This window comes from Ruegeria sp. Ofav3-42, from assembly GCF_022347725.1.
Classification (GTDB): Bacteria; Pseudomonadota; Alphaproteobacteria; order Rhodobacterales; family Rhodobacteraceae; genus Ruegeria.
On sequence record NZ_JAKRGB010000015.1, the window covers coordinates 105,987 to 129,899 of the forward strand.

At 56.9% G+C, this 23,913-nt stretch carries 23 protein-coding genes; 10 read left to right on the top strand and 13 right to left on the bottom strand.

All coding sequences use genetic code 11. The features are described from left to right. Positions 1-40: 40 nt before the first annotated feature. On the bottom strand, positions 41-931 hold the full coding sequence (locus tag MHN28_RS19460) for a LysR family transcriptional regulator (RefSeq protein WP_239344237.1): 891 nt from the start codon (positions 929-931) through the stop codon (positions 41-43). 99 nt (positions 932-1,030) lie between these two features. On the opposite strand from MHN28_RS19460, the gene MHN28_RS19465 reads away from it, so the two are divergent. Then, complete coding sequence (locus tag MHN28_RS19465; RefSeq protein ID WP_239344238.1) at positions 1,031-1,948, top strand: tyrosine-protein phosphatase; 918 nt, start codon at positions 1,031-1,033, stop codon at positions 1,946-1,948. A 125-nt stretch (positions 1,949-2,073) separates the two neighbouring features. Here the strand turns inward: MHN28_RS19465 and MHN28_RS19470 are convergent, their stop codons facing one another. Next, positions 2,074-2,952, bottom strand: coding sequence for a LysR family transcriptional regulator (locus tag MHN28_RS19470; protein WP_239344239.1), 879 nt, complete (start codon positions 2,950-2,952; stop codon positions 2,074-2,076). A 161-nt stretch (positions 2,953-3,113) separates the two neighbouring features. On the opposite strand from MHN28_RS19470, the gene MHN28_RS19475 reads away from it, so the two are divergent. Next, positions 3,114-3,731, top strand: a complete 618-nt coding sequence (locus MHN28_RS19475) for a nitroreductase family protein (protein ID WP_239344240.1) — start codon at positions 3,114-3,116, stop codon at positions 3,729-3,731. 9 nt (positions 3,732-3,740) lie between these two features. Then, positions 3,741-4,715, top strand: coding sequence for a DMT family transporter (locus MHN28_RS19480; protein ID WP_239344241.1), 975 nt, complete (start codon positions 3,741-3,743; stop codon positions 4,713-4,715). A 33-nt stretch (positions 4,716-4,748) separates the two neighbouring features. Here MHN28_RS19480 and MHN28_RS19485 read toward each other — a convergent pair whose 3' ends face one another. The 10 genes from MHN28_RS19485 to MHN28_RS19530 all read right to left on the bottom strand — a co-directional run bounded on the left by MHN28_RS19485 (position 4,749) and on the right by MHN28_RS19530 (position 17,050). Continuing rightward, positions 4,749-6,326, bottom strand: a complete 1,578-nt coding sequence (locus tag MHN28_RS19485) for an ATP-binding protein (protein ID WP_239344242.1) — start codon at positions 6,324-6,326, stop codon at positions 4,749-4,751. Further along, positions 6,320-7,006, bottom strand: coding sequence for a response regulator transcription factor (locus MHN28_RS19490; protein ID WP_239344243.1), 687 nt, complete (start codon positions 7,004-7,006; stop codon positions 6,320-6,322). The genes MHN28_RS19485 and MHN28_RS19490 overlap by 7 nt, the downstream gene beginning before the upstream one ends. 162 nt (positions 7,007-7,168) lie before the next feature. Further along, positions 7,169-9,268, bottom strand: coding sequence for a VIT and VWA domain-containing protein (locus MHN28_RS19495; protein ID WP_239344244.1), 2,100 nt, complete (start codon positions 9,266-9,268; stop codon positions 7,169-7,171). Continuing rightward, the gene (xrtT, locus tag MHN28_RS19500; RefSeq protein WP_239344245.1) at positions 9,265-10,713 is read right to left on the bottom strand and encodes an exosortase T; all 1,449 of its coding nucleotides are present in this window, start codon (positions 10,711-10,713) and stop codon (positions 9,265-9,267) included. The genes MHN28_RS19495 and xrtT overlap by 4 nt, the downstream gene beginning before the upstream one ends. Before the next feature lie 71 nt (positions 10,714-10,784). Next, positions 10,785-11,714 carry a hypothetical protein gene (locus MHN28_RS19505; RefSeq protein ID WP_239344246.1) on the bottom strand — a complete coding sequence of 310 codons (930 nt, stop codon included), beginning with the start codon at positions 11,712-11,714 and terminating at the stop codon, positions 10,785-10,787. A 6-nt stretch (positions 11,715-11,720) separates the two neighbouring features. Beyond that, positions 11,721-13,034, bottom strand: coding sequence for a TRAP transporter large permease (locus MHN28_RS19510; RefSeq protein WP_239344247.1), 1,314 nt, complete (start codon positions 13,032-13,034; stop codon positions 11,721-11,723). Positions 13,035-13,038: 4 nt separating this feature from the next. After that, positions 13,039-13,572 (bottom strand): TRAP transporter small permease, encoded by a 534-nt coding sequence (locus tag MHN28_RS19515; RefSeq protein ID WP_239344248.1) that lies wholly within the window; start codon positions 13,570-13,572, stop codon positions 13,039-13,041. 68 nt (positions 13,573-13,640) lie between these two features. Next, on the bottom strand, positions 13,641-14,618 hold the full coding sequence (locus MHN28_RS19520) for a TRAP transporter substrate-binding protein (RefSeq protein ID WP_239344249.1): 978 nt from the start codon (positions 14,616-14,618) through the stop codon (positions 13,641-13,643). 51 nt (positions 14,619-14,669) lie between these two features. Beyond that, positions 14,670-15,920, bottom strand: coding sequence for an FAD-binding oxidoreductase (locus MHN28_RS19525; protein ID WP_239344250.1), 1,251 nt, complete (start codon positions 15,918-15,920; stop codon positions 14,670-14,672). After that, entirely contained in the window at positions 15,917-17,050 is a 1,134-nt protein-coding gene (locus MHN28_RS19530) for an enolase C-terminal domain-like protein (RefSeq protein ID WP_239344251.1), read from the bottom strand. The genes MHN28_RS19525 and MHN28_RS19530 overlap by 4 nt, the downstream gene beginning before the upstream one ends. 98 nt (positions 17,051-17,148) lie before the next feature. Here MHN28_RS19530 and MHN28_RS19535 point away from each other — a divergent pair, with 98 nt between their 5' ends. Next, a complete protein-coding gene (locus MHN28_RS19535) occupies positions 17,149-18,069 on the top strand; it encodes a LysR family transcriptional regulator (RefSeq protein ID WP_239344252.1) in 921 nt (306 codons plus the stop codon). Here MHN28_RS19535 and MHN28_RS19540 read toward each other — a convergent pair. After that, positions 18,030-19,724: a thiamine pyrophosphate-binding protein gene (locus MHN28_RS19540; RefSeq protein ID WP_239344253.1), complete on the bottom strand. Its 1,695-nt coding sequence runs from the start codon at positions 19,722-19,724 to the stop codon at positions 18,030-18,032. The two genes, MHN28_RS19535 and MHN28_RS19540, sit on opposite strands and share 40 nt — an antisense overlap. A 111-nt stretch (positions 19,725-19,835) precedes the next feature. Between MHN28_RS19540 and MHN28_RS19545 the strand changes: the two genes are divergently transcribed. The 6 genes from MHN28_RS19545 (at position 19,836) to queF (ending at position 23,605) form a co-directional block, all read left to right on the top strand. Continuing rightward, positions 19,836-20,537 (top strand): GntR family transcriptional regulator, encoded by a 702-nt coding sequence (locus MHN28_RS19545; RefSeq protein WP_239344254.1) that lies wholly within the window; start codon positions 19,836-19,838, stop codon positions 20,535-20,537. After that, on the top strand, positions 20,537-21,256 hold the full coding sequence (locus tag MHN28_RS19550; RefSeq protein ID WP_239344255.1) for an aspartate/glutamate racemase family protein: 720 nt from the start codon (positions 20,537-20,539) through the stop codon (positions 21,254-21,256). Before MHN28_RS19545 ends, MHN28_RS19550 begins: the two co-directional genes overlap by 1 nt. Positions 21,257-21,374: 118 nt before the next feature. Further along, positions 21,375-22,073 carry a 7-cyano-7-deazaguanine synthase QueC gene (queC, locus tag MHN28_RS19555; protein WP_239344256.1) on the top strand — a complete coding sequence of 233 codons (699 nt, stop codon included), beginning with the start codon at positions 21,375-21,377 and terminating at the stop codon, positions 22,071-22,073. Further along, the gene (gene queD / locus MHN28_RS19560) at positions 22,073-22,426 is read left to right on the top strand and encodes a 6-carboxytetrahydropterin synthase QueD (RefSeq protein ID WP_239344257.1); all 354 of its coding nucleotides are present in this window, start codon (positions 22,073-22,075) and stop codon (positions 22,424-22,426) included. The genes queC and queD overlap by 1 nt, the downstream gene beginning before the upstream one ends. Then, positions 22,423-23,124 (top strand): 7-carboxy-7-deazaguanine synthase QueE, encoded by a 702-nt coding sequence (gene queE / locus MHN28_RS19565; protein ID WP_239344258.1) that lies wholly within the window; start codon positions 22,423-22,425, stop codon positions 23,122-23,124. Before queD ends, queE begins: the two co-directional genes overlap by 4 nt. Positions 23,125-23,140: 16 nt before the next feature. After that, positions 23,141-23,605, top strand: a complete 465-nt coding sequence (gene queF / locus MHN28_RS19570) for a preQ(1) synthase (RefSeq protein ID WP_239344259.1) — start codon at positions 23,141-23,143, stop codon at positions 23,603-23,605. The last annotated feature ends 308 nt before the right edge of the window (positions 23,606-23,913 follow it).

Genomic DNA, 23,913 nt, shown 5'->3' on the forward strand with positions numbered 1-23,913 from the left:
CCTGACGTCACATTCGAAACAGATGCCCAGCGTCAGTAGGCTACCTTGCACCCACCCGGCGATCACCAATCCACGCCCGCTGATCCCATGCGCTGATCTGCTCGACCATCCATCTCATCACCAGACCTTCGACGGACGCATTGCTGGTTAGAAAATCGACAGGATAAAGGATCGAGTTTTGCGCAAATTCGTAGTTCAGCACCGCAAGCTCACCCCCCAGCACCTCACTTTGAACGGTATCCACCGGCAACTCTGCCCATCCCATGCCGTTCAGGACCAGTGTTTTCCTTGCCGCAGAATTGGCGGAGATCCAGATGTTCGGACTGAAATGACGGTCATTCGGCCCAACGATTTGACGATGGTGCGTCAAATCCATCCGGCTGAGTGAAGCCTGATTTGCCAATGGATGTGTCGAATTGCAAACAGGCACACACCTTTGAAACCCAATTCCTCGGCAGTGATAGTGCGGATCCGAGGCCTCGGCCTGCACCACAAACGCGGCGCCCGCCTCGCCGGTCTTCAACGCCTTCAATGCGGCTTTCTTCGACGTTTGTTCGATAGTCAGCTCAAGCCCCGAGAACGTCTCGGACAGATCGACGAACAGCTTGCAAACCCGTTCGACAAGCAGCCCTTCCTCAACAATCAGTGCGAAACTGGGTTCAACGGAGCCGCTGAATGCTTCGGCCTGTGCGCGAAACGCAGCCTCACTCTCAAGGACCGTTCTGGCATGTTTCAAGAGAGCTTTCGCTTGCTCGGTCGGGACAGGCCGGTATGCACTGCGATCAAAGAGGATCACATCTAGGTCGATTTCCAGGTTCGATATCGTGGTGCTGATCGCTGACTGCGCCTTACCCAATTTCCGCGCGGCCGCTGAAAAGGAACCGCATTCGACGGCTGCCACGAACGTTTTCAACTGATCGATATCCGGCACAAAACACCATCTGAAAAACTGATAGAGATTAACTTTCTATACCACCTGTTCCTCTGATTAAAGGGCGTCCAGTCAACCCGCACATCCCGGAGTGCCCGAATGAAAGCCTTTTCCCCTCTAGTGCTCGCTTTCGTAGTGAGTCCTATAGCTTCAAGTGCTGTGACCGCCCAGTCGGCGGCGTGCGACACGTCTCTTGCTATTGAGCTGCCCAGCCAATGTGATGAGCTGCCGGTTTCGCATCCTATTGAAGGTCTGGAAAATTTCAGACAACTGACAACGCCGGATGGCGGGATCAAGCCCGGCATCTTGTTTCGTTCGGATCAACTCTATGACCTGTCCGAGGCTGCGGTTGCCGAGCTGAACGCACTTGGCCTTGAAACAATTGTTGACCTCCGATCCCATGACGAGCTAGAGACGCACCCCAATTCGCGCATTGACTCGGTAGACTTCGACGTCAACCTGCCGATTGGCTCGGATCCCGCCGACATCGAAAAGATTATGCCACTCGAAGTTGCTGAGCAAATTCGCCCGATGTGGTTCGACGGTAAGTTCGAAGAAATCAACCAGCTGCTTGAGGACCATGGTGTCGATCTGCGCCAGACGAGGATCGACCGCTATCAGGACTTTGCGACAAAGTTCGACCCGCAGGTGTCCCGATTTCTGCATCTGCTGACCGACAGCAACAATTTTCCGCTGCTCTTTCACTGTGCCGGCGGCAAAGACCGGACCGGGTTTATGGCGGCCGTCACCCTTCTTACACTTGGCTATTCGAAAGAAGATGTCATGCCGGACTACCTTGCAACGAATGTTTACACATTCGGAGAACTCGAAAAACTTGTTGGCCAAGGCCCTCAGTCGCTGCGCCCAGCGTTTGGAGCGCATCCCGAACAGATCGAAGCTTCGCTGCAGATCATCACGGACAAATACGGCTCGTTTGAATTTTATAGGCGAGATATTCTTGGCATCAGCGATCACGAGGTCGATGCGATCAAGCAAAACCTGCTGATCCAGAACTAGGCATTACAAACTCGCCTTTTGAACACTCAATCAAGAAACCGATTGCAGAGTACCACTCTCGTCCGCGATCTGCCGGGACGCTTATCATGCAAGCGTCTCGGCAGGTCTTTTGGCGACCAATTGATTTAGCCGCGCAGCTCTTCAACCAAAAAGTCGAGAAAAACACGGACTTTTGAGTCGACATAACGCCGCGAGGGATAAACTGCATAAAGGGACGTTTCATTTGGCGTCCAGTCGTCGAGCGCCGTACAAAGCCGCCCCGAAGCCAAATCGTCTGCCACATACATGCGCGGGATGAGACTGAGCCCGAAACCCGCTCGCAAAGCATCACGAACTGCCAGGCTAGAGGAAACCTGATAGCGGCCTCTGACCGGAACCGCCACAGTCCGGTTTCCTATGCTGAAAGACCATTTCTTTGCATGCCCAGACAAGGTGAATTGGATGCAATTGTGTTGCTCCAGATCGCCGGGCTGTTGTGGAAACCCATGCCTTTCGAAATACAAGGGCGACGCGCAGAGTACATGCTCCATCGTGAGTAGTTTTCGGGCGATCAGGTTTGAATCTTCAAGGTTGTCACTACCGCGCAGGGCTATGTCGAACCCTTCTTCGATCAGGTTGACTCTGCGATCGTCAAGATTGAGGTCCAGTGACAGATCCGGATAGCGGTCCAGAAACCTTGGGATGACCTCAGACAGGCCGACAAGCGTCAAGGTCATCGGAGCACTGACGCGTAACAGCCCTGATGGATTGTTTTGATTAGCCTGGATCGAGCCGTCGGCGTCTTTCAAGTCGTCAAGAATCCGGACCACGCGTTCGAAATAAACCGCACCTGCTTCGGTCAGGTTCATGCGGCGTGTTGTGCGATTGATCAGCTGGGTGGACAGATGGGCTTCTAACTCGCTGACGTTTTTGCTGATCGCAGCCGGTGAAAGCCCCAGCTTACGCGACGCGGCTGCAAAGCTACCGTGCTCTACGACGGTACGGAAAACGGTCAATGCGGTCATTTGGTTCATCTTTATTTACTAACAGTGAATTATCTTTTCACCAATCCCCATATTCTCCACTCAAAGACATGAGCGTATCTCAAAGCCATGACACAAGCGTGGCGGCCCTTTGCCGCTCACGCTCCGAAAAAAACCGAAACCTACGGATTGGAGAGCTCGAAATGCAGCCCACCGCAAGAACCCCGGATCACCCGATTGAACCGCTTTTTCTGTCGCGCTGGTCTCCGCGCGCTTATGATGCATCGGCGATGCCAGCGTCCGATCTCCTGACGATTCTGGAGGCAGGACGTTGGGCGCCCTCCGCATACAACGTTCAGCCGTGGCGGTTTCTTTACGCCCGTCGCGACGACGTTCACTGGTCAGACTTCTGCTCTCTCCTCGATCCGTTCAATCAGCAATGGGCAATAGACGCATCCGCGCTGATTTTTCTGATTTCGGACACCGTAATGCCCGGCGATCAGGATCGGCCCGACGCGATGTCCGGCTATAACAGTTTCGATGCAGGCGCTGCGTGGATGCAGATTGCGTTGCAGGCCACTGCCCTTGGCTACGCCGCCCATGCAATGGCAGGCCTTGAGTTCAGCGCCGCGCCGCAGGTGTTGAATTTGCCCGATCGCTTTCGGCTGGAGATCGGGATCACCATCGGTCGCCAATCAGACATTACCCGCCTGCCGGACGCGTTGCGGGTTCGAGAGGCTCCAAGTGGCCGGATGCCACTGGATCAGATTTCCTTCTCAGGCGCGTTTCCAGATCGTTTCAACACAATAGCTGCGGAATAGGAGGCTGCGATGACCCTGCATCAGAATACATCGCGCCCAAACGTTGGTACCGGGTCCACGTTTCAAGTTCACGGGCTGATGCTGGTGGCCACTTGCCTCGTTGCGACTTCCTTTCCGGTCGTGGCGGCCATTACCGACGATCTCAACAGTGTTGTGCTGACCTTCGTTCGTTTTGCTCTGGCAACCTCGCTGTTCGCCCCGCTCGTTGCCTTGCGATACGGAATTGTACGGCCAAGTCTGCGCGATCTCGGACGCTATGGAATACTAAGCATCCTTTTGGTGACGTTCTTCTGGTGCATGTTTGCGTCGCTTCGGATGACCACGCCACTGAACACAGCCGCAATCTTTGCTCTGAGCCCGGTTATCACTGCGGTCTTCGCTGCGATCCTGCTCGGCGAGCGGTTGACTTTTTCGGCGCGGATCGCGCTTCCGATCGGCACATTAGGGGCGATCTGGGTCATTTTTCGTGGCAATCCAAAGGCACTGCTTACGCTTGAGATCGGCAACGGAGACCTTTTGTTTCTGGCGGGAACAATTGCGCTGGCCAGCTATAGTACTTTGATAAAGGTTCTGCATCGCGGCGAACCCATGGCACGTATGACCTTCTGGATTCTGGCCACTGGCGCGTTCTGGTTGTTCGTGTTGTCGCTCCCCAGCCTGGGCAACGTCCAGTGGACGTCCATTCCGGGCAATGTATTTGCCGGTATCGCTTATCTGGCAGTTTTCACCACAATCGTCACGTTCTTCGCGTTTCAATGGAGCACGACACAGATCGGACCAACGAAAGTTGTATCCTACACGTTCCTGAATCCTGCGCTGGTTCTTCTTATCGGCCTCGCGCTTGGAGAAGGCCTGCCGCCCGTGGCGACGTGGCCCGGCGCAATCCTAACAGTGGTAGCTACAATTGTGTTGCAACGGAACATTGCGCCCCGAAATCGAACGAAGCGTTCTAGCGACGTTTCCCTAGTGGCATCCTCGAACTAACCCAGTCACACTTCGAGAAACGACCCTGATGTCTTAACTGGCGTCATGGGTCTGATCGAATACTATTCGAAAAAGTGCACCTTGTTCGACAGGTTCCGAACGAATGCGCGCACCCACCTGATGCAGCACCGCAGCTATAATGGCCAATCCCATTCCGGTACCGCCGGCATCCCGACGTGTCGTAAAGAACGGCTCAACAATCCGTTCATGATTTCGGCTGGAAATCCCAGTCCCGTTGTCCTTGATCGTCAGACTGTGGGACTCGGTGTCGTAGGTGATGTCAATTCGCGTGGCCGAATGCTGATGCGCGTTTTGCAACAGGTGATGCAGTACGATCTGACTTTGATCTGCGGACAAAGGAAGGGTAACGCCATCGTCAGCATGCAGATTTATCGTAAGATCGGTGAATTCCGCTGCCGCACAGGCGACAATTTCCTCAAGCGGTGTCCGCGTCCGGTCGGTCTGGACAGAGGCCCTTGCCAATTCGCGCAAACGTTCCAGCAGCGCATTCATACGCAAGCCCTCTTCCTGAATGTTGCTCACCAGTTTCTGGTGTCGAACATCCGAAGCATCAGGGCTTGCATCAGCAAGCAGTTCTGCCGCGCCAAGGATCGCCGTTACCGGAGACTTCAACTCGTGCGTGACATGGTTGGTATAGGTTTCGATCGCGGCCGACCGATCCGACAGTGTCGAGGCCATCGATACCACGTTATGGCCCAGATCCGCCAATTCACGCACGCCGTAATGCCGCACCGGATCAGGCACAGTTTTGAGCCCGCTCGCCACATCGCGGCTCTGAATGCTGAGATCACGAATGGGTTTGGAGATCAGCCGCCACATCAGGAACCCGACAAGGGCTGCGGACAACACCATAAAAGCGGCGACCGACCCCAATGTATAACGCTCTTGAAACAGAAACTTGCGCAGGTCCATCGGTGTCCGCGAAAGGTAGACCGCACCGATAACCCGGTCGTTTACGATGACGGGATGTGCAACGAAGACACGATAAGACGTGTCGCGGCTGATAGAATTCAATAGATGCCGGTCTGTTTGGTCATCCCTGAACCGCAGCAATGTGACCGTTTCGCCCTCTAATGCTTGCGCCACTTCGGGGACGTGACCCACCGATCCGCGGATTGATCCACTGCTGGCAACGATCTGGCCGGAATGATCCACGAAGAGATAGCCCGACAACGTTGTCTTCTTGGCCGATGCAGCCAGTTGGGAAAGGGACTGGGAAATCGCTATGTAGGGCGGGTGGAGCGCTTCAGATGTCTCGATCGGATCGGGACGCGGGGGCGAAATCCAGCCGCGAAACAAGTCAAGTCGGGGCGGAATGGGATGATGGTCCAGCGCAAGACGCGCGATCTGTGCTTCCGAAAGGCTCTGACCAACTTCTGGCAATGGCTGGTGTTGGGCGAAAGCAGCCGCGTAAACCTCAGCAAAGATGGCGGCCTGGGCCAGCAGGCTGCGTTCGGTTTCGCGCGCGAACTGGTTGCTGGACAAGCGTGCACCCAAAACACCGATGATCGGCAAGGCCACGAGCCCGAAACAGACCAACGATATCACCAGTGCAAGAGAAGGCCGCCATTTCCTTGTGACCTTCAGCACTGACAAACACCCAGTTTCACGCCTATCCCGTGGACAGTCTGGATCAGGTCCGGGTAGCCCGCCGCACGGGCCTTTTGACGAATGTTTCGAATGTGGCTGTCCACCGTTCGACCCGAGAGATAGGTGTTTTGCCCATAGACCTGCTCAATCAGCTGAGACCGGGAAAACACCCTGTCCGGAGATTTGGCAAGCGTCGCCAAAACCGAAAACTCGATCCCGGTCAGCTGCAGTTCGACCTCAGAAAGGGTGCAGCGATGGGCGTTTTCGTCCAAACGCAAGTCCTGAACAACCGTTACATCATCCGCCGGCGCGGGCGAGGCCGAACGGGCAAGGATGGCGCGGATGCGCAGCACCAGCTCGCGCGGGCTGAAGGGCTTGGTGACATAGTCATCCCCACCCAGTTGAAAGCCCAGAATGCGGTCGATCTCTTCATCGCGCGCGGTCAGAAAGAGGATCGGCACGTTGGACTTCTGGCGAATTTCCCGACAGGCATCCAACCCATCCATGTCCGGCATGCCGATATCCAGTACGACGAGATCAGCAGGCGTTTCGCCAAACCGGTCCAAAGCCTCCAGACCTGTTGCCGCTTCGGTAATCTGGAAACCGGAGTCCTCCAGCGCAAAGCGCACCACGTCCCGAATACGGGCATCATCATCTGCAATCAGGATTTGGTTTGCCATTGTCTTCAGTCGCCGCCGTCGCGTAGGTGCTCCGATCACAGATCATACTGGCGTTGGCACGGTCAAGTGAGCCATTTGCCCTGTTGCGAACTTGAGGCCCGCGCCAGGTGATTTCGCCGTCAAGCCACCAAGCATCCGTGCGAAGTTTGTATGGAACAAAGCTCATGCCGATTTCCCCTTTGTTCGGGACAGGCGCAGGGCACCCAAAGCCAGCAGAGTGATAATCCCGAAAAGGGTTTGGGGTTCCGGTGTGGAAGACCCGCTGAAGCCACTGTTTGGGTAGGCTTGCGCGCTCACGCCAGCCACTTGCGGCAATGGAACGGCAGACTTTCTGGCAGGGACTTCGCCTTCGTTCACAATGGCGTTCGAAACCGCCACAAACGAGGTGTAACGGGTCTGCAAATTGAAGCCTATGCCGAGCTCTGCAATTTGTTTCTTCAATTGCCCTTCTTCGCCATCCTGAACGGCAATGGCCCGGTCCAGATCAGCGATTTTGCTGCGCGCCCAGGTCAGCGGGATCGAAGCGCTTGCGCTCTGCTCACCCTCTGGGTCCGGTGTCGCGGGTAAATTCAGGGACAGCGGCATATTGGCTTTGCGGCCCTGAACCAGCCCCTTAATCTGAACATCGGCCGGCCCGCCGCCTTCGTATCGCGCCAAAACACGAACCGAGCCGCCATCGAACAGATCCGGTATCCGCTGTGGAACGACGTCCGTGACATTCAACCCTCCCCAATCGATGGAGATATCGGTCAACACAGGAGACTTCAGGTCGCGCGCAAGCGTTTCCGCCACCTCTGAGACCTGTTCCGTCGGATCGACATAGCGGGCATAACCGCGTCCTTCATCTGCCATGGCATCAAGCAGGTAGCGGTTCACTGAGGTGCCCACTCCGAAAGCATAGATCCGGGCATCGCCGATCTGGCCGCGGATCGTTTTCAGCACGCGCGCCTCGTTGCCAATGTAGCCGTCACTCAGGAAAACGACGATGCGCAGAGTATTGGCGGGTTGCCGGGTTGCAAACGCATGGCGGATGGCATTGTCGATCTCGGTTCCGCCCCCTGCCCGCAAACTACGCACATAACGCTGGCCCGCTGCGATGTTGCCGCGTGTTGCAGGCATAGCACCGGTTGCGAATTCTGACGACGCCGAAGAGAACCGGATCACACGAAAGTAGTCCACGGGACGCAGACCCTTCAACGCCGCCTCCATGAAACGCTTGCTTGCGTCCAGAGGTTCACCGTTCATAGAGCCGGATGTGTCCAGCACAAACACCAGTTCTCGGGCCGCGATCTCATCCTCTTCGGGCATTTTCGGCGGCTCGATCATCAATGAGACAAAACCGCCCCGCGTATCGTAGTGCGACAGGACCCCGGTCGTTGTGTCCTCGCCCCCAAGTTCGTAGCGCAGAATTACGTCGCGATTGTCGATCACACGACCATTCGAAAAGGACGCATCGACCGAGCCCTCAGTCCAGGCAAGATCCAATTCATGTGTCGAGCTCTCCAGTTTGGAAATTGGAACAGCTGCATCCAAGGTCACATCAAGGGATACCCGTGCAGGATCAATAATTTCTGGAATCGTCAGGCCGGAAACAGGCGGATATGCGGGGAGCTTTGAGACATTCCAGCCACCAATGGGAACAGTTACTTCAGGCGTGCCTTCGTCAACCACATACTCTGCCAAAACAGGATCGCCCAGGTTCTCATCACTGTTGGCAGCCCCCTCGTAACGGGGGCCAACAACCAGTGGTAAAACCAACTCGTACGCACCGTCTATCTTTGGAACCGGCTGCACATAACTGAGAGTGACGGTAACGGGCTGACCCGGCATCAGGTTCGCAACGCTCTGTGTGAACATGTTGGGTCTATGCTGGGTCAGCAGGGCAGCCGCCTTGCCCTCTTGCTCGGCTTTTTTGAACGTCTGTTCCGCTTCGGCTTTACGTTGAATCTGCGCCCGAACCACTTCGTCGCCGACCTGCATCTGCATGGAAAAGACAGCCGCGTTCTGATTTAGCGGGAAAAGGTACTCAGCAGACATGGGGGAATCTGTGGGGTTGGCGAATACCTGACGGACCTGAACCGTTGCCATATCCCCCTGAATATCCACCTTGAGGTCCGATTTTAGCAACGGCATGTCGACCTCGCCCGCCGCGGTAGAGCCGACTACGCGACCGGCAACATCATCCACGGTCTGGGCGTATAGATCGGATACCCAAAATCCGGGCATCAGAATAAATGTCAAAGAAGCAATCTGTCGTATCATATGTCCGTTCCTTTGATGAATTGAATGTCGAGTGATGCAAGCGCCGCCGCGTCCAGTTCTGCGCCGAGCCGGGGATCCAACGTCCAGGGTGTGATCCGCTGAACGCTGCTCCAGGTGCCGCCCGATCCGGTCATCCAACGCCAGATCGCCTCACCCACGCTGGGCGTGACCTGGCCGGACTGGGAAACGTAGCTGACCGCAACCCGCCACTTGTCCCCATCGGGGCCAATCGCCTGGTAGTAAGCGCTGGGGGCGCCATCGTATCGCGTGCCAAGAAAGCGAACCTTGTATCCCAATCCGCGCAGACAGATTTCAGGTGCATGCAGATGACGCAATGGCGCGCGCGTACTGACCACATTCAGCCCCAGCGGCCCGAATTGCGCCTTTTGCGCTTCACCGCCATAGGTTTCAAAATAGGTGGCTTCCAGCGGTGTCAGAGGCATTTCCTGAGCCCTGATCCCATGGATTTGGGCTGGCATCTCCGGCCCATTGACCATGCCGGATACATCCACCGGATCAGGCTTCAGTGAGACAATTGCCAGACTCGCGAGCAGACAGATCAGACCGGCCGGCAAAGAAAGGCGCGTTGACGCGAAACGCCTCGAGGGGGCGTTGTCGGCAACACTGGTCTCGCGGGGTCGATAGAACAGGGCAAAGGGCAGAACAGTCAGGCCAAGCGTCACTAACCCTACCAGCGAATGCCAAGGTTCAGCCATCACATCCATATCGTTGACAAGACCAATAGCCAGCAATGAGATACGCAGGCTGTTTCCCAAGGCCGTACAACCGACCATCGCCAACAGGCTTGCTCCTGCTGTCAGCAACCGCGGCCGCATGATCGCGTTCTGAGTTACGACAAAGGCCAGCGAAAGCAACAGCCCCGAAGCGCCTGAACAAGGCAGGTCCACAAGAATATCGCGTTGTTCCAACGTGATACGCACACCGTCGCAAACAACGTCGGCAAACAACAGCCTTAGTATCTGACACGAAATATCGGCCGAGATCATTTGTAGCGGAAATCCCAGAGTGCGCTGCAACACCACTTCGGTCGGAAGGGAAAACAGAAACAGCACCGCCATCCAGAACGGTGAAAGAGCGAAGGGTCTTTGCTCCAGGCGCAACAGACGGACAAGGGCAAAGACATCTACCGCAAGCGCCAGAGCGCTGAGGATATTGATGGCCAGTACCTGACCCAATAACCGGATCAGGGCCGCCGTGATCAGAAGCGCCAGAACCGGGGCTTTCGCACTGCTTCCGTTGGCCCCACCGCTTAGCAGACTGGCGCAACCCAGACCGGTAATCAAAAGGACGTAGAGATATCCGAAAGACCCGTAAGCCGGACTTACCCAGCTTTTGACAAGCCAGTGCACGGGTTGCGCCGCGAGTATTGCCGAGGCTGCCGCCAATGCAGCCCATGTCAGAGGTTCGGTGATCGTTCGTTTCATACCGCCAGAATTGCGAACGAATGCGCACTTCCTCTGCCGAAGATGTGCAGAATTTCATGAGATCGGGTGCGTTAAGACGCGGCTGGCGCTTGGTACACCCTACGCATCACCATGGGGGTCAGGTACATTGGAATCTGATAGGCACCGATGAAGACCAGTATGGGTGCAGTGATTTCCGGTGGCAGAGCGAGAAAAAATATCGCGACATTTCGGTTTCCGGCGATCAAAGAGATTGCGATGGACTTTTCAGCCACCATCCGGTCGCGCGTCAGGAAAAGTGAAAACACCTGAGCACCGAAATTGGCCAGACACGCGAACAATATCCAGAAAACCGCAACCCCCGGATCAACCAGCGCGGTCGCAGTGACCGATGGCATCAAACCGATGACAAAGACGGCCAGCGTGATTGTAGCCAACCCCTCGATGTTCTTAAGGGCCGTCGGGGTGGGGTTGCGCAACAACAACCGACGCAGCGCAACCGCGGATAGCGTCGCAGCCGTAATTGTCAGGAACAGGCGCAGCACGGCGGTCAGGACAGACTGAATGTCGCCCAGTTCTGGCATCAGCAAGAAAATGGGAAACGCAGTCAGCGGTAAAACCGCGGTTCCGATCACCATCAGACGCAACGCATGTTCGGCCGGGTATCCCATCATAAGGCACATATTGGCGCTACCGGAAATCGAGGGCGCAGAGGCCATGACGAGCAGAGACAAAAACACTGACGTGCCCGTCCAACCGCCCAGAAAACCGATTGCCAGGACCGCCATTGGTATTCCCAACTGAAACACGGCGACCGTTTTCGCCACCTGATGCAGATCCGCCAATGACCCCAGCAGCGATGAGGGCTCCATCCGCAGCACAGTCAGGAACAACAACAATGCCACCAGCGGCGGTAGCAAAGCCCGCATCGGTTCAGCCAATCCCGGCAGCAACAGTCCGGCGGCCAGCCCTGCGACCAGGACGTAAGGCCCATGGCGGGCCGCCAGATGGAGAGGGTTCACTTCGCGCTACCCGCCGGGGCTCTGGCGCAGATTTTCCGGCAGCCAGGTGGCCAGTTCCGGGAACCAGATCAGAACGAACACCATCAGCACCATGATCAGGAACATCGGGATTGCGGCACGGGCGATATAGCTCATCTCGTGGTTTGTCATGCCCTGCATCACAAACAGGTTGAACCCGATCGGCGGCGTGATCTGCGCCATCTCAACGACGACGACAATGAATATCCCGAACCAGATCAGGTCGATACCGGCATCGCGGATCATCGGCTCGACTACGGCCATGGTCAGCACCACCGAGGAAATGCCATCAAGGAAACAGCCCAGAATGATGTAAAAGACCAACAAGACCATCAGCAGTTCGAACCGCGTTAGTTCCCACCCGGCGATCAGGTCGGCCAACCCCCGCGGAAGACCGGTGAATCCCATGGACAGGGACAGGAACGCAGCCCCCGCAAGGATCAGCGCGATCATCGCACTGGTGCGGGTCGCGCCCATCAGGCTTTCCGTGAACGTCTTCCAGTTGAGTGACCCCTGCCCTGCGGCCAGAAGTAGCCCTCCGATCACACCAAAAGCAGCCGCCTCGGTGGCGGTGGCATAGCCCAGATACATTGACCCAATGACAACCATGATCAGCAGGATGACAGGCAGCAAGAAGCGTGAGTTTTTCAGCTTTTGCGAGAAGCTCAGCTTGCCTTCGCTGTTCGGGTTCCAGTCTTTACCGAATTTCGAATAGATCGCGACATAGCCCATGAACATGGTCGCCAGCACCAGACCGGGCAGGATCCCCGCAAAGAACAGCTTTGTAATCGATTCATTGATGGTCACGCCATAAACGATCAGCGTCAGCGACGGAGGGATCATCAATCCCAGTGTCGCAGCGCCGGTAAGTGTACCGATGATCATCCGTTCAGGATAATTGCGCTTGCGCAGTTCGGGGATCGACATTTTGCCGACTGTGGTCAGCGTGGCGGCTGATGATCCGGACACCGCAGCAAAGACAGTACAGCCGACGATGTTGGTATGCACCAACCCACCGGGCAAGGGCGCCATCCACGGTGAAAGACCTTTGAACATATCTTCGGATAATCGCGTTCGATAGAGGATTTCCCCCATCCAGATGAACATCGGAAGCGCAGTCAGGGTCCACGACGAGGACGCCGACCAGATGGTCGTGATCATCACGTCGCCCACGGGCCGCGTGGTGAACAATTCCATCCCGACCCAAGCAACGCCCATCAATGCAAGGCCGACCCAGACGCCGGTGCCAAGCAAGGTGAAAAGGACAAACAGGAAGAGGATAATGACAGACAAGTTTTCCATACGCTCACTCCCCGTGGCTTTGATCGGCCAAATCGCGGACGATACGGTGATCGCCCCGGAACAGCACGTGGACAAGGTGATCGGTCAGCGCGATGGCAAAAATCACCGCCCCAATCAGCATGGTTGATTGCGGTATCCACAGGGCGGTTCTGTCCTGCCCTTGACTGATATCGTTGAACTTCCAGCTCCAGTAGACAAAGCGATAGGCGTACCAGCAGAAATACCACATCACGGCCGAGCCAATGGCAAAGCACCAGATTTCAAGGATACGGCGCGCGCCATCCGGAACCGCATTCAACAGTATCGAAACACGTATATGGCTACCCCGGTTGAGCGCATTGGCAAACGCAAGAAACGATGCGGCGGCCATGGCATAGCCGGCATAATCGGGTGCTCCGGGGAAGACCTCGCCGGTCCAGCGGGCCAGCATCTGCACCACGATCAGCAGAAGAATGGCAATCAAACTAAGTGCCGCCAGAACCCCTGCTGCCTGATAAATGAAATCCAATACGGACCGAAGCCCTCGTAACGCCACCATGCTATCCCCGCTTTGTTTATTTGATATGAAACGGGCGGCAGTATGCACCGCCGCCCGGAACGGGATGATTACTGAGACGCGTTGAAGGCATCGACGATGGCTTTGCCCTCGTCGCCCGCGGCCTCAAGCCATTCGTTGGTCATGGTGACGCCGATCTCTTTCAGCTCATTCGTCATTTGCTCGGACGCCGGACCAACGGTCATACCGCCATCGCGCAGCCCTTGCAGCGTAAAGCCTGTGTACTCCTTGGCTCGCCAGTTGCCCGCATACTCGGCCAGTTCGGCGCAGGCCTTGATAACGTTCTTGTTCGCGTCAGATACGCCAGCCCATATGTCCGAGTTAACCATGACGTAGTTACGCGGCAGCCAGGCATCCACTTCGTAGAAATAGTTCAGGCTTTCCCAGACTTTCCGATCATACCCGGTCGACCCTGACGACACCATCGAGTCAGCAACACCAGTCGCGAACGCCTGACTGATTTCCGCCGCTTCAATGGTCACTGGTAGCATGCCAGTGAGTTCCGCCAAGCGAGACGTGGCGTTGTTGTAGGACCGGAACTTGATGCCTTCCATATCGGCCACCGAATTCACCTCTTCCTTGAAATACAGGCCCTGCGGTGGCCACGGCACGGCATAAAGCAGGGTCAGGTTCTGTTCTGCCAACAATTTTTCAAGCGACGGCTTTGCAGCCTCCCAAAGCTTGGCACTGTCATCAAACGAAGTTGCCAGGAACGGAATGGAGTCGAACCCGAATAGTGCATTCTCATTCTGGTGACCCGACAGCAGGCGCTCACCAATCGGCGCTTGCCCTGTTTGAATTGCGCGTTTGATGTCGGCACCTTTGAAAAGGGAACCGGACGGATGGGTGACGATTTCAATCTCACCACCGGTTCCGGTGGTCACGCATTTCGCAAATTCCGCACCCGTGGCCGAATGAAAATTCGATGCCGAATAGGCCATGGGCATATCCCATTTTTCGGCCACCGCCGGAGCTGTAGCAGCGGCAGTCAATGCGGTTGCCGCCAGAAGGCTTGTCAATTTCTTCATCTTTTTCTCCCTGTCTATTTTAAAGTTGTCGGTGTTTTTCACCGGTAGTTCTCAAGTCGCGTAGCGTGACGGCGCATAGACGCTCATGTCAGTGTTTGGTTTCCGACCCGCGATCATCTGCGCCAACAGACGTCCTGTTTTTGGTCCGCCCGTCAGACCGATGTGATGGTGCCCAAAGCCCATGTATGCGCCCTTAACACCCGGAACCTCGCCGATAACGGGGATCGAGTCCGCCGGTGCGGGCCTGTGCCCCATCCATTCCACTTCCTCCTTCCATGTTACGCCTGGAAAGGCCGCCCGGGCGTTCTTGCGCATCAGTTCAAATGGCGCGCGCGAAGGCGCTGCTTCGAGCCCGCCAAATTCGACAATTCCCGCCAGCCGAATACGCCCCTCCATTGGCGTGGCTACGAACTTGCCCGAGGCCACCATAACTGGACTACGCGGCATGGCAGAAGGCTCTACCAATTCAAGATGATAACCACGTTCGCTTTCAAGAGGAACAGAAACACCCAATTGTTGGGCCAACGGGCCAGACCAGACTCCAGCCGTCACGATCGCCGTGTCGCAGGAAATCGTCTCTCCGTCGGCCCGCACGCCGGTAACCCGGCCATCTTCGCGAACGACATCTTCGACAGTGGCCCGGATAATCCTGCCACCATTTTCCTCGATATGCGCGGCAAGGTCTTTCACATATCGACCCGGGTCAGTGATATGGCCATGATCCGAAAGCTTTGCGGCGAAGCCGATATCCTGGCTGAAGACCGGGTCGTAGGCGTGAAAAGCCTGGCCCTCCAGCTCTTCCCATGTAAAACCGTGCCTGCGCCGGACATCCCAGCCAAAGGCATCTCCTTCAAAATGAGCGCGATTTTCATATAGAAACAAATAATCCGAAGGCACGATCCATTTCTCGGCCCCGGTGCCTTCGGCAAGTGCTTTGTGATCGTTCAGACTGTCGCCAACAATCGGTGTCAGCGCGGACGCAATCCGTTCCACATCATCAGAGTTCGCATGTTTCAGATAGCGCGTCAGCCACGGGACCAGCTTCGGCAAATACCCCCATTTCAAGAACAAAGGTTGAGAGGGGCTCAGCAACATTTTCGGCGCTTTCCGAAGCAATCCCGGAACAGTCACCGGAACAATCGAGCAGGACGCCAGCACCCCGCCATTGCCATGCGAGGTCCCCTCACCCGGCCCTGCTTTGTCGATCAGAATTACATCATGGCCATCCCGTTGCAGCCAGACGGCTGCCGAGACGCCAACAATACCAGCACCGATAATGGCTATGGTCTTCTGCTCGCTCATGCGGCCACGGCTTTCGACACTGCAAAGTGGTCGAGCTTGCTCAGATCAGGTCTTGCGCCCAAACCCGGTCCATCGGGAACAACAACCTCACCACGATTCACCTCGAAGGGTTGCTCCAAAATGTCCTCCGCCAGAAAATACGAGGCCTGATAGAATTCGCAGCCCAAGGTAATTTCCGGCGTCGCGGCGATCATGTGGGTGCCCGCCAGGTGCGCCAATCCGGCCTCAAACATATCTCCGCCATAAACGCTTAGCCCATGCGCGGCGGCGATACGAGCAACGGTTTGACCACGTGTCAGACCACCGGATTTCATGATTTTTACGGAAACACCGTCGCAAATATCTTCGCGGGCAGCGCGCTCCATGTCCTCGGGGCCAAAAACACTCTCGTCCGCCAGCAAGGGCACATCCGTCATTTGCCGCAGCTTTGCCATCATACCGTAGTGATGCGCACGCACGGGCTGTTCGATGAAGTCCGGCTTGAACTGGGCTACATCCCGCACCTGAACCGGTGCGTCTTCGATGCTGAGCCCCTGATTATAGTCGACACGTACAGAGAGCTCAGGGCAGTTCTGGGCCAAATACTCCAACCGCATGATGTCAAAAGCGTGGTCTTTGAACCCAGTCTTCAGCTTGACGATCCGAACCCCATCTTCCCGCAGACGCGCCAACAAATCGATGTCCTGCGAAAAATCGGGATTTGCGATAGAGCAGCTCAGCGGGATCGCATCCCGGCATTTTCCGCCCAACAGAGACCAGACGGGTACGGCGGAAATCCTGCCAGCAAGGTCAAGCAATGCAGTTTCCAGCGCTGCCTTGGCCTCAGTACAATGTGCCACCGCATATGCCGCCCGAGACATTATTGCGGCCCGGTCGGCGACCCTTGCGCCCATGACCAAGGGCCGCAGATAGCGATTGAGCGCGGCGTACGTCGCCTCAGGCGTACCGGTAAACACCGACCAAGGCGACGCCTCGCCGAAGCCCTGAGTGCCATCCTCGGACGTTAGCCGCACGACAACGACCTCGCAAACACCTTCGACGGACCCAATTCCGTGATCACGGCGAGATGTGACCGGCAGTTCCAGATGCCACAGGTCATACCCGATGATCTTTTGTGTCAGAGTGCTCATTCTTCCTCCCCGCGATGGGACGAAGCCTGCCTTGACCCTCATATCATTTCAAATACTATATTTTCGTAAGTCCATCATAAGAAATGATGAGGTAAGCTGTGTCGCTGCGCTTTCGTCAGTTGCAGGCGTTTCACGCCATTATGGAAACCGGAACCGTTACAGGGGCCGCGTCGGTGCTTGGAATATCGCAACCCGGCATCAGTAACCTGCTTGCGCAGTTGGAGCGAGAAGCGCGGCTGCCCCTTTTCGAGCGTAACAAGGGCCGACTGCTGCCGACCCCCGAAGCAGAGCTGTTATATCGTGAGGTCGATACCGTAGTGCGCGGTTTGGATCACGTTGCCCAAGCCGTGTCTGATTTACAGAACAAGCACCCCGGGCAGTTGCAAGTCGCAGCCCCTCATCTACTGTCGTTCGGCTTTATGCCGCGAGAGATTGCGCGGTTTGCCAAATCACGTCCCAACCTGTCCGTGAGCTTTCAATCTCAGTATTCCTCGAAAATTCAGGAATGGGTCATTTCTGGCCTGTTCGAGATCGGCATTGTCGAGATGCCAATTCTGCACGACACGCTAAACTATCAAGTCTTTCACTTCGAAACGATGGCGACTTTTCCGGAAGGCAGCCATTTGGCCGCTTATGAAGTGTTGTCGCCAGAGCTTCTGGAAAACGAACCTTTTATCGTGATGGGCCCTGAACATCAGACCCACCGCCGAACCCGCGACATCTTTCAGGCCGCGGGGCGATCATGGCAAACCCGGATTCACACGCACTTGTCCGAGAATCTGTTGAGTTTCGTCAAACAGGGTATGGGCGTCGCAATGATCGACCCCTTTACGGTCACGTTCGATGGCGAGAGCGGATATCAAACCCGCCCTTTCAGGCCGGCGGTAACGCTGGACCTTGCGATCATCACAGCCAAGGGGCGGCCGTTATCGACGATCGCGCAGGAGTTTTTGGCCCAGTTGACCCCGTCGATTGCGTCTTATGCCACCCATTCGGAAACCGGAGCCGCAGCTTCGTGAAGCTGCTGAGAATGGATATCAACCAGTGTTGGACCATCATGCTCAACGGCCTCTTTCAGGACTTTACGCAGGTCATCCGGGTCTTTCACCGTCCATGATTTGACACCAAAGGCCGAGGCGACTGCGGCATGATCGGTCCGATTGAAATCGACATTGTAATAGCGCTGACCAAAGCCCGAATCCTGACCCGCCTTGATCCATCCGAAGACCGAGTTTGAAAACACGATCGAGGTAATCGGCATGTTGTGCCGCACCATCGTTTCAAACTCACCGCAGGTGAAACCGAAGGAACCGTCTCCCATCACGGCCAGCGTCTTGACCGATGGCCGACCCACATGCGCCCCCATAGCAGCACCCAGCGAATACCCCAACGCACCATGCGCTCGATTTGTGATGAAGTGCCGGCCCGGTTTGCGCCAGCGATAATGTGCACTGAAATAGGGGCAAGGCGTTCCCGGGTCAGCGACAACAATCGCATCGTCATCAAGGATATCCATCAGCGATGCCATCACGGCCTCGGGCCGGATCGGAGTTTCCCGGCTGGCGGCAAGCGGGGCAAATGCTGCCATCTTTGCCTCCCACGCTGCACTTGCTTTGGCGGTACCGCCTAGGTTGGGCAGATCGTTCCGCGCCTCCAATGCGCTCGCCAATGCCTCAAGCGCCAGCCGAGCATCCGCGCATATCGCCACTTCTGTCTGATAGTTTGCACCGATCACCATAGGATCACTGTCGATATGAATGATCGTGGTGTCCCGCGCGGGGCTTCGCCAGCGTTCGGTCGTAACCGATCCCGCGCGACAACCGACAAAAACGACGACATCGGCCTGATCCACAACGGCACGAGTTGCCGGAATTCCTCCGTTAGAACCCACTACGCCCAGCGCAAGCGGATCGGTTTCGGCAATCGACCCCTGCCCGGAAACAGTCGTGGCAACGGGTATGTCCAACAGGCCCGCAACCCGGCGCAACGCATCAGTGGCCCCGGACAATACCGGCCCGCCACCGCACACGATGACTGCCGATTTTGACCTGGCAAGAATGTCGGCGGCGGCTTCGATTGCATCCAGATCAGGACCGGCCCGCTCAGCCGGATAGCTGCGGTGTCGGGGATCCGCCCAAATCTCGGCCTCGTCAACCTGCCCCTTTTGCGTGTCGAAGGGCAGCGCCAGATGGGTTGCGCCGGGTGTTCCGGTTGTCATCGCCCGAAACGCCGCGCGAACCATTGCTGGCAATCGTGTCGCGTCATCCAGCGACGAGTTCCATTTCGCCAGCGGCTTGAACAGTGCAGCCTGATCCAATTCGGTCAAAGGGTATTTCCCGCGGCTTGTCGTGGCGACATCGGAGGTGATTGCCAGAATGGGAACCGAGCTTTCATTGGCCTCTACCACACCCGGCAGGATATAAGTGGCTCCTCCTCCGGACGGGCCTTCACACACACCCGGCTTGCCGGTCACGCGGGCATAGCCGTCCGCCATGTAAGCCGCATGGCGTTCATCCCGCGTCAGGATGTGCTGAATGCCCTGATCCATCCGCGCCAACGCGTCATAGAAGGGCAATGTCGTATCGCCGCACAAGCCGAACATGTGCTTCACGCCATGTGCCTCAAGCATGCGCACCATCGCCTCAGCTCCGGTCAGATAATTCGTCCCTGTCATGGCTTGTGATTCCTTCATGTTCACCCTGCACACAGAGCTGTATACAGTTTTGTATATTGATTTCAAGCGCGGGCTGTGGCACCTGTGGGCCGAAGGCAAAAGGACGAGTTCATGGCGGGCCCACGCGTTGATGACATCTACGATCAGGTAAAGGCGATGGCCGTCTCGTTTCGCCTTCGCCCCGGCGACCGACTGAACGAAGTAGCGCTCTCAAAAGAGTTGGGCGTCAGCCGGACTCCCTTGCGCGAGGCGTTGAACCGGCTGGTCGCCGAACGACTATTCGATTTTCGCCCCGGTCAGGGGTTTTTCTGCCGCCCACTGGATGCGCAAAGCGTTTTTGACCTGTTCGAGCTGCGCCAGATCATCGAGGTCGCCGCTGCACGCGCCACCTGCGGAAAAGCGTCGGATGAAGACCTCAGGACACTGCATGATGAGCTTTATGCGACAGGCATTGAGATCACCGGCCTGACTGTCGAAGAAGCCGTCAGCAGGGACGAGGCGTTCCATCTGGGCATCGCCAACCTGTCCGGCAACAACGAACTGTTGCAGACCCTGATCCGGATTAATGAACGCATCCGCTATATCCGCTGGATTTCCATGAGTCTGGACCGGGTTCAGCGCTCGAAGGACGAACACAAACGAGTCATGCGGGCTCTTCTGAACCGCGACGCGGATGAGGCCGCACGTGTGCTAAGCGCGCACATCACAAAGCGCATGGATCAGGTGCAGGACGCTGTACGCCACGGGATTTCCAACATCTACATGAAAGGGTCCGAAGACATCTCGGCCCGCATCATCGAGGAGGCATCGTGATGATCGCCCAAGGCGGAAAATCCATATACGGCGCATCTGTCGGCATTCTCATGCTGGACGCCCAGTTTCCCCGAATCCCCGGCGATATGGGGAATGCGCTGACATGGCCGTTTCCGGTGCTGTATCGGATCGTGCGCGACGCCTCACCGGATCGTGTGGTCCGACACAGGGCTGAAGGTATGCTGGATGCATTCATCGACGCGGCCCGCGAACTGGTCAAAGATGGTGCAGATGGCATCACCACCAATTGCGGGTTCCTTTCCCTGTTCCAGCAAGAACTGTCAGAGGCGGTCCCGGTCCCGGTCGTGACATCCTCGCTGATGCAGGTCGACATGGTGAACCGCACTCTTCCGGCCGGGAAACGAGCTGGCATTCTGACGATATCAGCATCCACGCTGTCCAAAGATCACCTGCGCGGCGCCAAAGTGCCTGACGGCACACCCATCGGCACCACAGAAGGCGGCCGAGAATTCACCCGCGCGATTCTGGGAAACGAACTGACTTTGGACGTCGACAAAGCGCGCGCAGACAACGTTGACGCTGCGCTGACCTTGCAATCCGAAAATCCTGACCTTGGAGCCATCGTTTTGGAGTGCACGAATATGTGCCCCTACGCGGCAGATATCCGGCAAGCGACGGGATTACCGGTCTTTTCCATTGTGTCCTTGGTAAGCTGGTTTCAAGCTGGGCTTGTGCCACCGCGCTTCACTGAGGCCTGACCAAAACGCCCGCGTCATCAAACGCACCAAGACGTGCATTGCGCTTATCGCGAAAAGTCCTTATGCGTCCCGCCCGCCGGTCGCAGCCTACCCGGCTATCAAAACAAGGACTGAAAAAATGAAAACTACTTTGGTCTGCTCAGGCGGACTGGATTCCGTGTCGCTGGCACATGTGTTGGCGGCGGACGGGCATCTATCTCGGCTTGTGTCCTTCGACTATGGCCAGCGCCACACCAAGGAACTGTCATTCGCAGCGGCCTGCGCTGAACAGCTGAACGTACCCCATCACGTAATCGACTTGCGGTCGGTTGGGGCGTCCCTGACCGGCTCGGCGCTGACCGACGACGTGGATGTGCCGGATGGGCACTACGCAGAAGAAACGATGAAAGTGACCGTCGTCCCCAATCGCAACGCAATCATGCTGACAATCGCTTATGGCGTGGCGGCAGCTCAGGGAGACGACGCGGTTGCTGCTGCCGTGCACGGCGGCGATCACTTTATCTACCCTGATTGTCGCCCCACGTTTACTGACGCATTCGATACCATGCAGCGCGCCGCGCTGGACGGCTATGCGGATGTGGCGCTGCACGTGCCTTTCGTTCACCGCAGCAAGGCGGATATCGTTACCGAGGGCGCCCGTGTGGGCACTCCGTTCGATCAGACGTGGTCATGTTACAAGGGCGGCGACGTTCACTGCGGCCGTTGCGGCACCTGCGTTGAGCGGCGCGAGGCGTTTGATTTGGCTGGCGTACCGGACCCGACCGAGTACGAAGACGCCGAATTCTGGAAATCGGCCGTTGCAGAGGCGCAGATCTGATGTACCGGATCACCAAAGAATTCCACTTTTCCGCCTCGCACCAGCTGACTCACCTGCCCGATGATCACCAATGCGCCCGCATGCATGGGCACAACTATATTGTCGTCGTCGAACTGGCCGGAAAGGATCTGAATGCCGACGGGTTCGTGCGTGATTATCACGAGCTCAAACCGCTCAAGACCTATATCGATGACGAGTTTGATCACCGGCACCTGAATGAAGCGCTGAACGTGGTCTCGACTGCGGAAAACCTCGCGCGGCATTTCTTTGATTGGTGTTTTGCCCGGTGGCCTGAAACCGCTGCGGTAAGGGTGTCCGAAACACCCAAGACCTGGGCCGAGTATCGGCCATGACCTTACGGATTTCCGAAATCTTCGGCCCCACAGTACAGGGCGAGGGCGCGCTTATCGGCCAACCGACGGTCTTTGTACGCTCGGGCGGATGCGATTTTCGCTGCAGTTGGTGCGATAGCTTGCACGCGGTCGACAGCGCGCATCGCCACGACTGGGTTGCAATGGAAACCGAAGCCGTCTGGTCCGAAGTGCAATGCCTTTCCGGCGGGCAACCCCTGACCGTGTCGCTGTCTGGCGGCAACCCCGCCATTCAGGACTTTGGCCCGCTGATCAAGCACGGGGTTTCTCAAGGCTATGCTTTTGCATGTGAAACTCAGGGTTCGATCGCCAAACCGTGGTTTTCCAATCTTGCAATGCTGGTGCTCAGCCCGAAGCCGCCCAGCAGTGGCGAGGTGATGAACTGGGCCGCATTCGAAGCTTGCCTGGCCGTGCGTCCCGAACATACGGCTTTGAAAATCGTGATCTTTGACGACGCTGATTTCAACTGGGCCCGGGACGTGGCCGAACGTTATCCGGACCTGCCGCTGTATCTGCAGCCCGGCAACCCTGAAACCGACCCGTCCAGCCCTGTTGATCTGACCAATGCCACCAGCCGCCTGGAATGGCTGATCGACAAAACACTGAATGCCAGATGGTTCACACCACGCATTCTGCCTCAGCTTCACGTTCTGGTCTGGGGCAACAAACGCGGCGTCTGACCGTAGGAGAGATAAGATGACCGACAGTATCTACAGCAACCTCACCCAGCTGGGTGGAGAAACGAAAATGCCCGCCAGCCCGGAAGAAGCCGTGCTGGAGCGGGTACAGAACCCGCAGGCCGATGTTGATTACAACGTGCGTTTTACCGCACCGGAGTTCACCTCGCTTTGCCCGATGACGGGACAGCCGGACTTTGCCCATCTGGTGATCGATTACGTGCCCGCTCAGTGGTTGGTGGAAAGCAAGGCCCTCAAACTGTTTCTGGGCTCGTTCCGCAACCACGGAGCTTTCCACGAGGATTGCACGGTCTCGATCGCACGTCGCCTGCAAGAGTTCCTGGAGCCCCGGTGGCTGCGCATCGGCGGATACTGGTATCCCCGCGGCGGCATTCCGATCGACGTGTTCTGGCAAACCGGTCCGATGCCCGAAGGCGTCTGGATCCCGGATCAAGGGGTGCCCCCATACCGCGGGCGCGGTTGAGACGGTAAGAGCAGGGCAACGGGCGAATGCTGAAAGCCGGGAGTTCAGACCCTCGCTTTCTCGAACGCTGCCCAAGCCGCCTGAAACGTTTCGAACGTCAAATCCCGGCTGACTGGCCGCGTCCAGAACAATTCGCTCGGTTGTCAGCAGTTCCCGGATTGCCTCTTCAAGCTGTGTGACCGGTGTTGTCACGTTAACTGTCGTTCGGTTGCTCATGCACGCAGTTGGACGTAGGTGACTTCGATGAAGTCATCGTCGATCAGTTACAAGCGCCACCGGTTTCCACCTCAGATCATCGCGCACGCGGT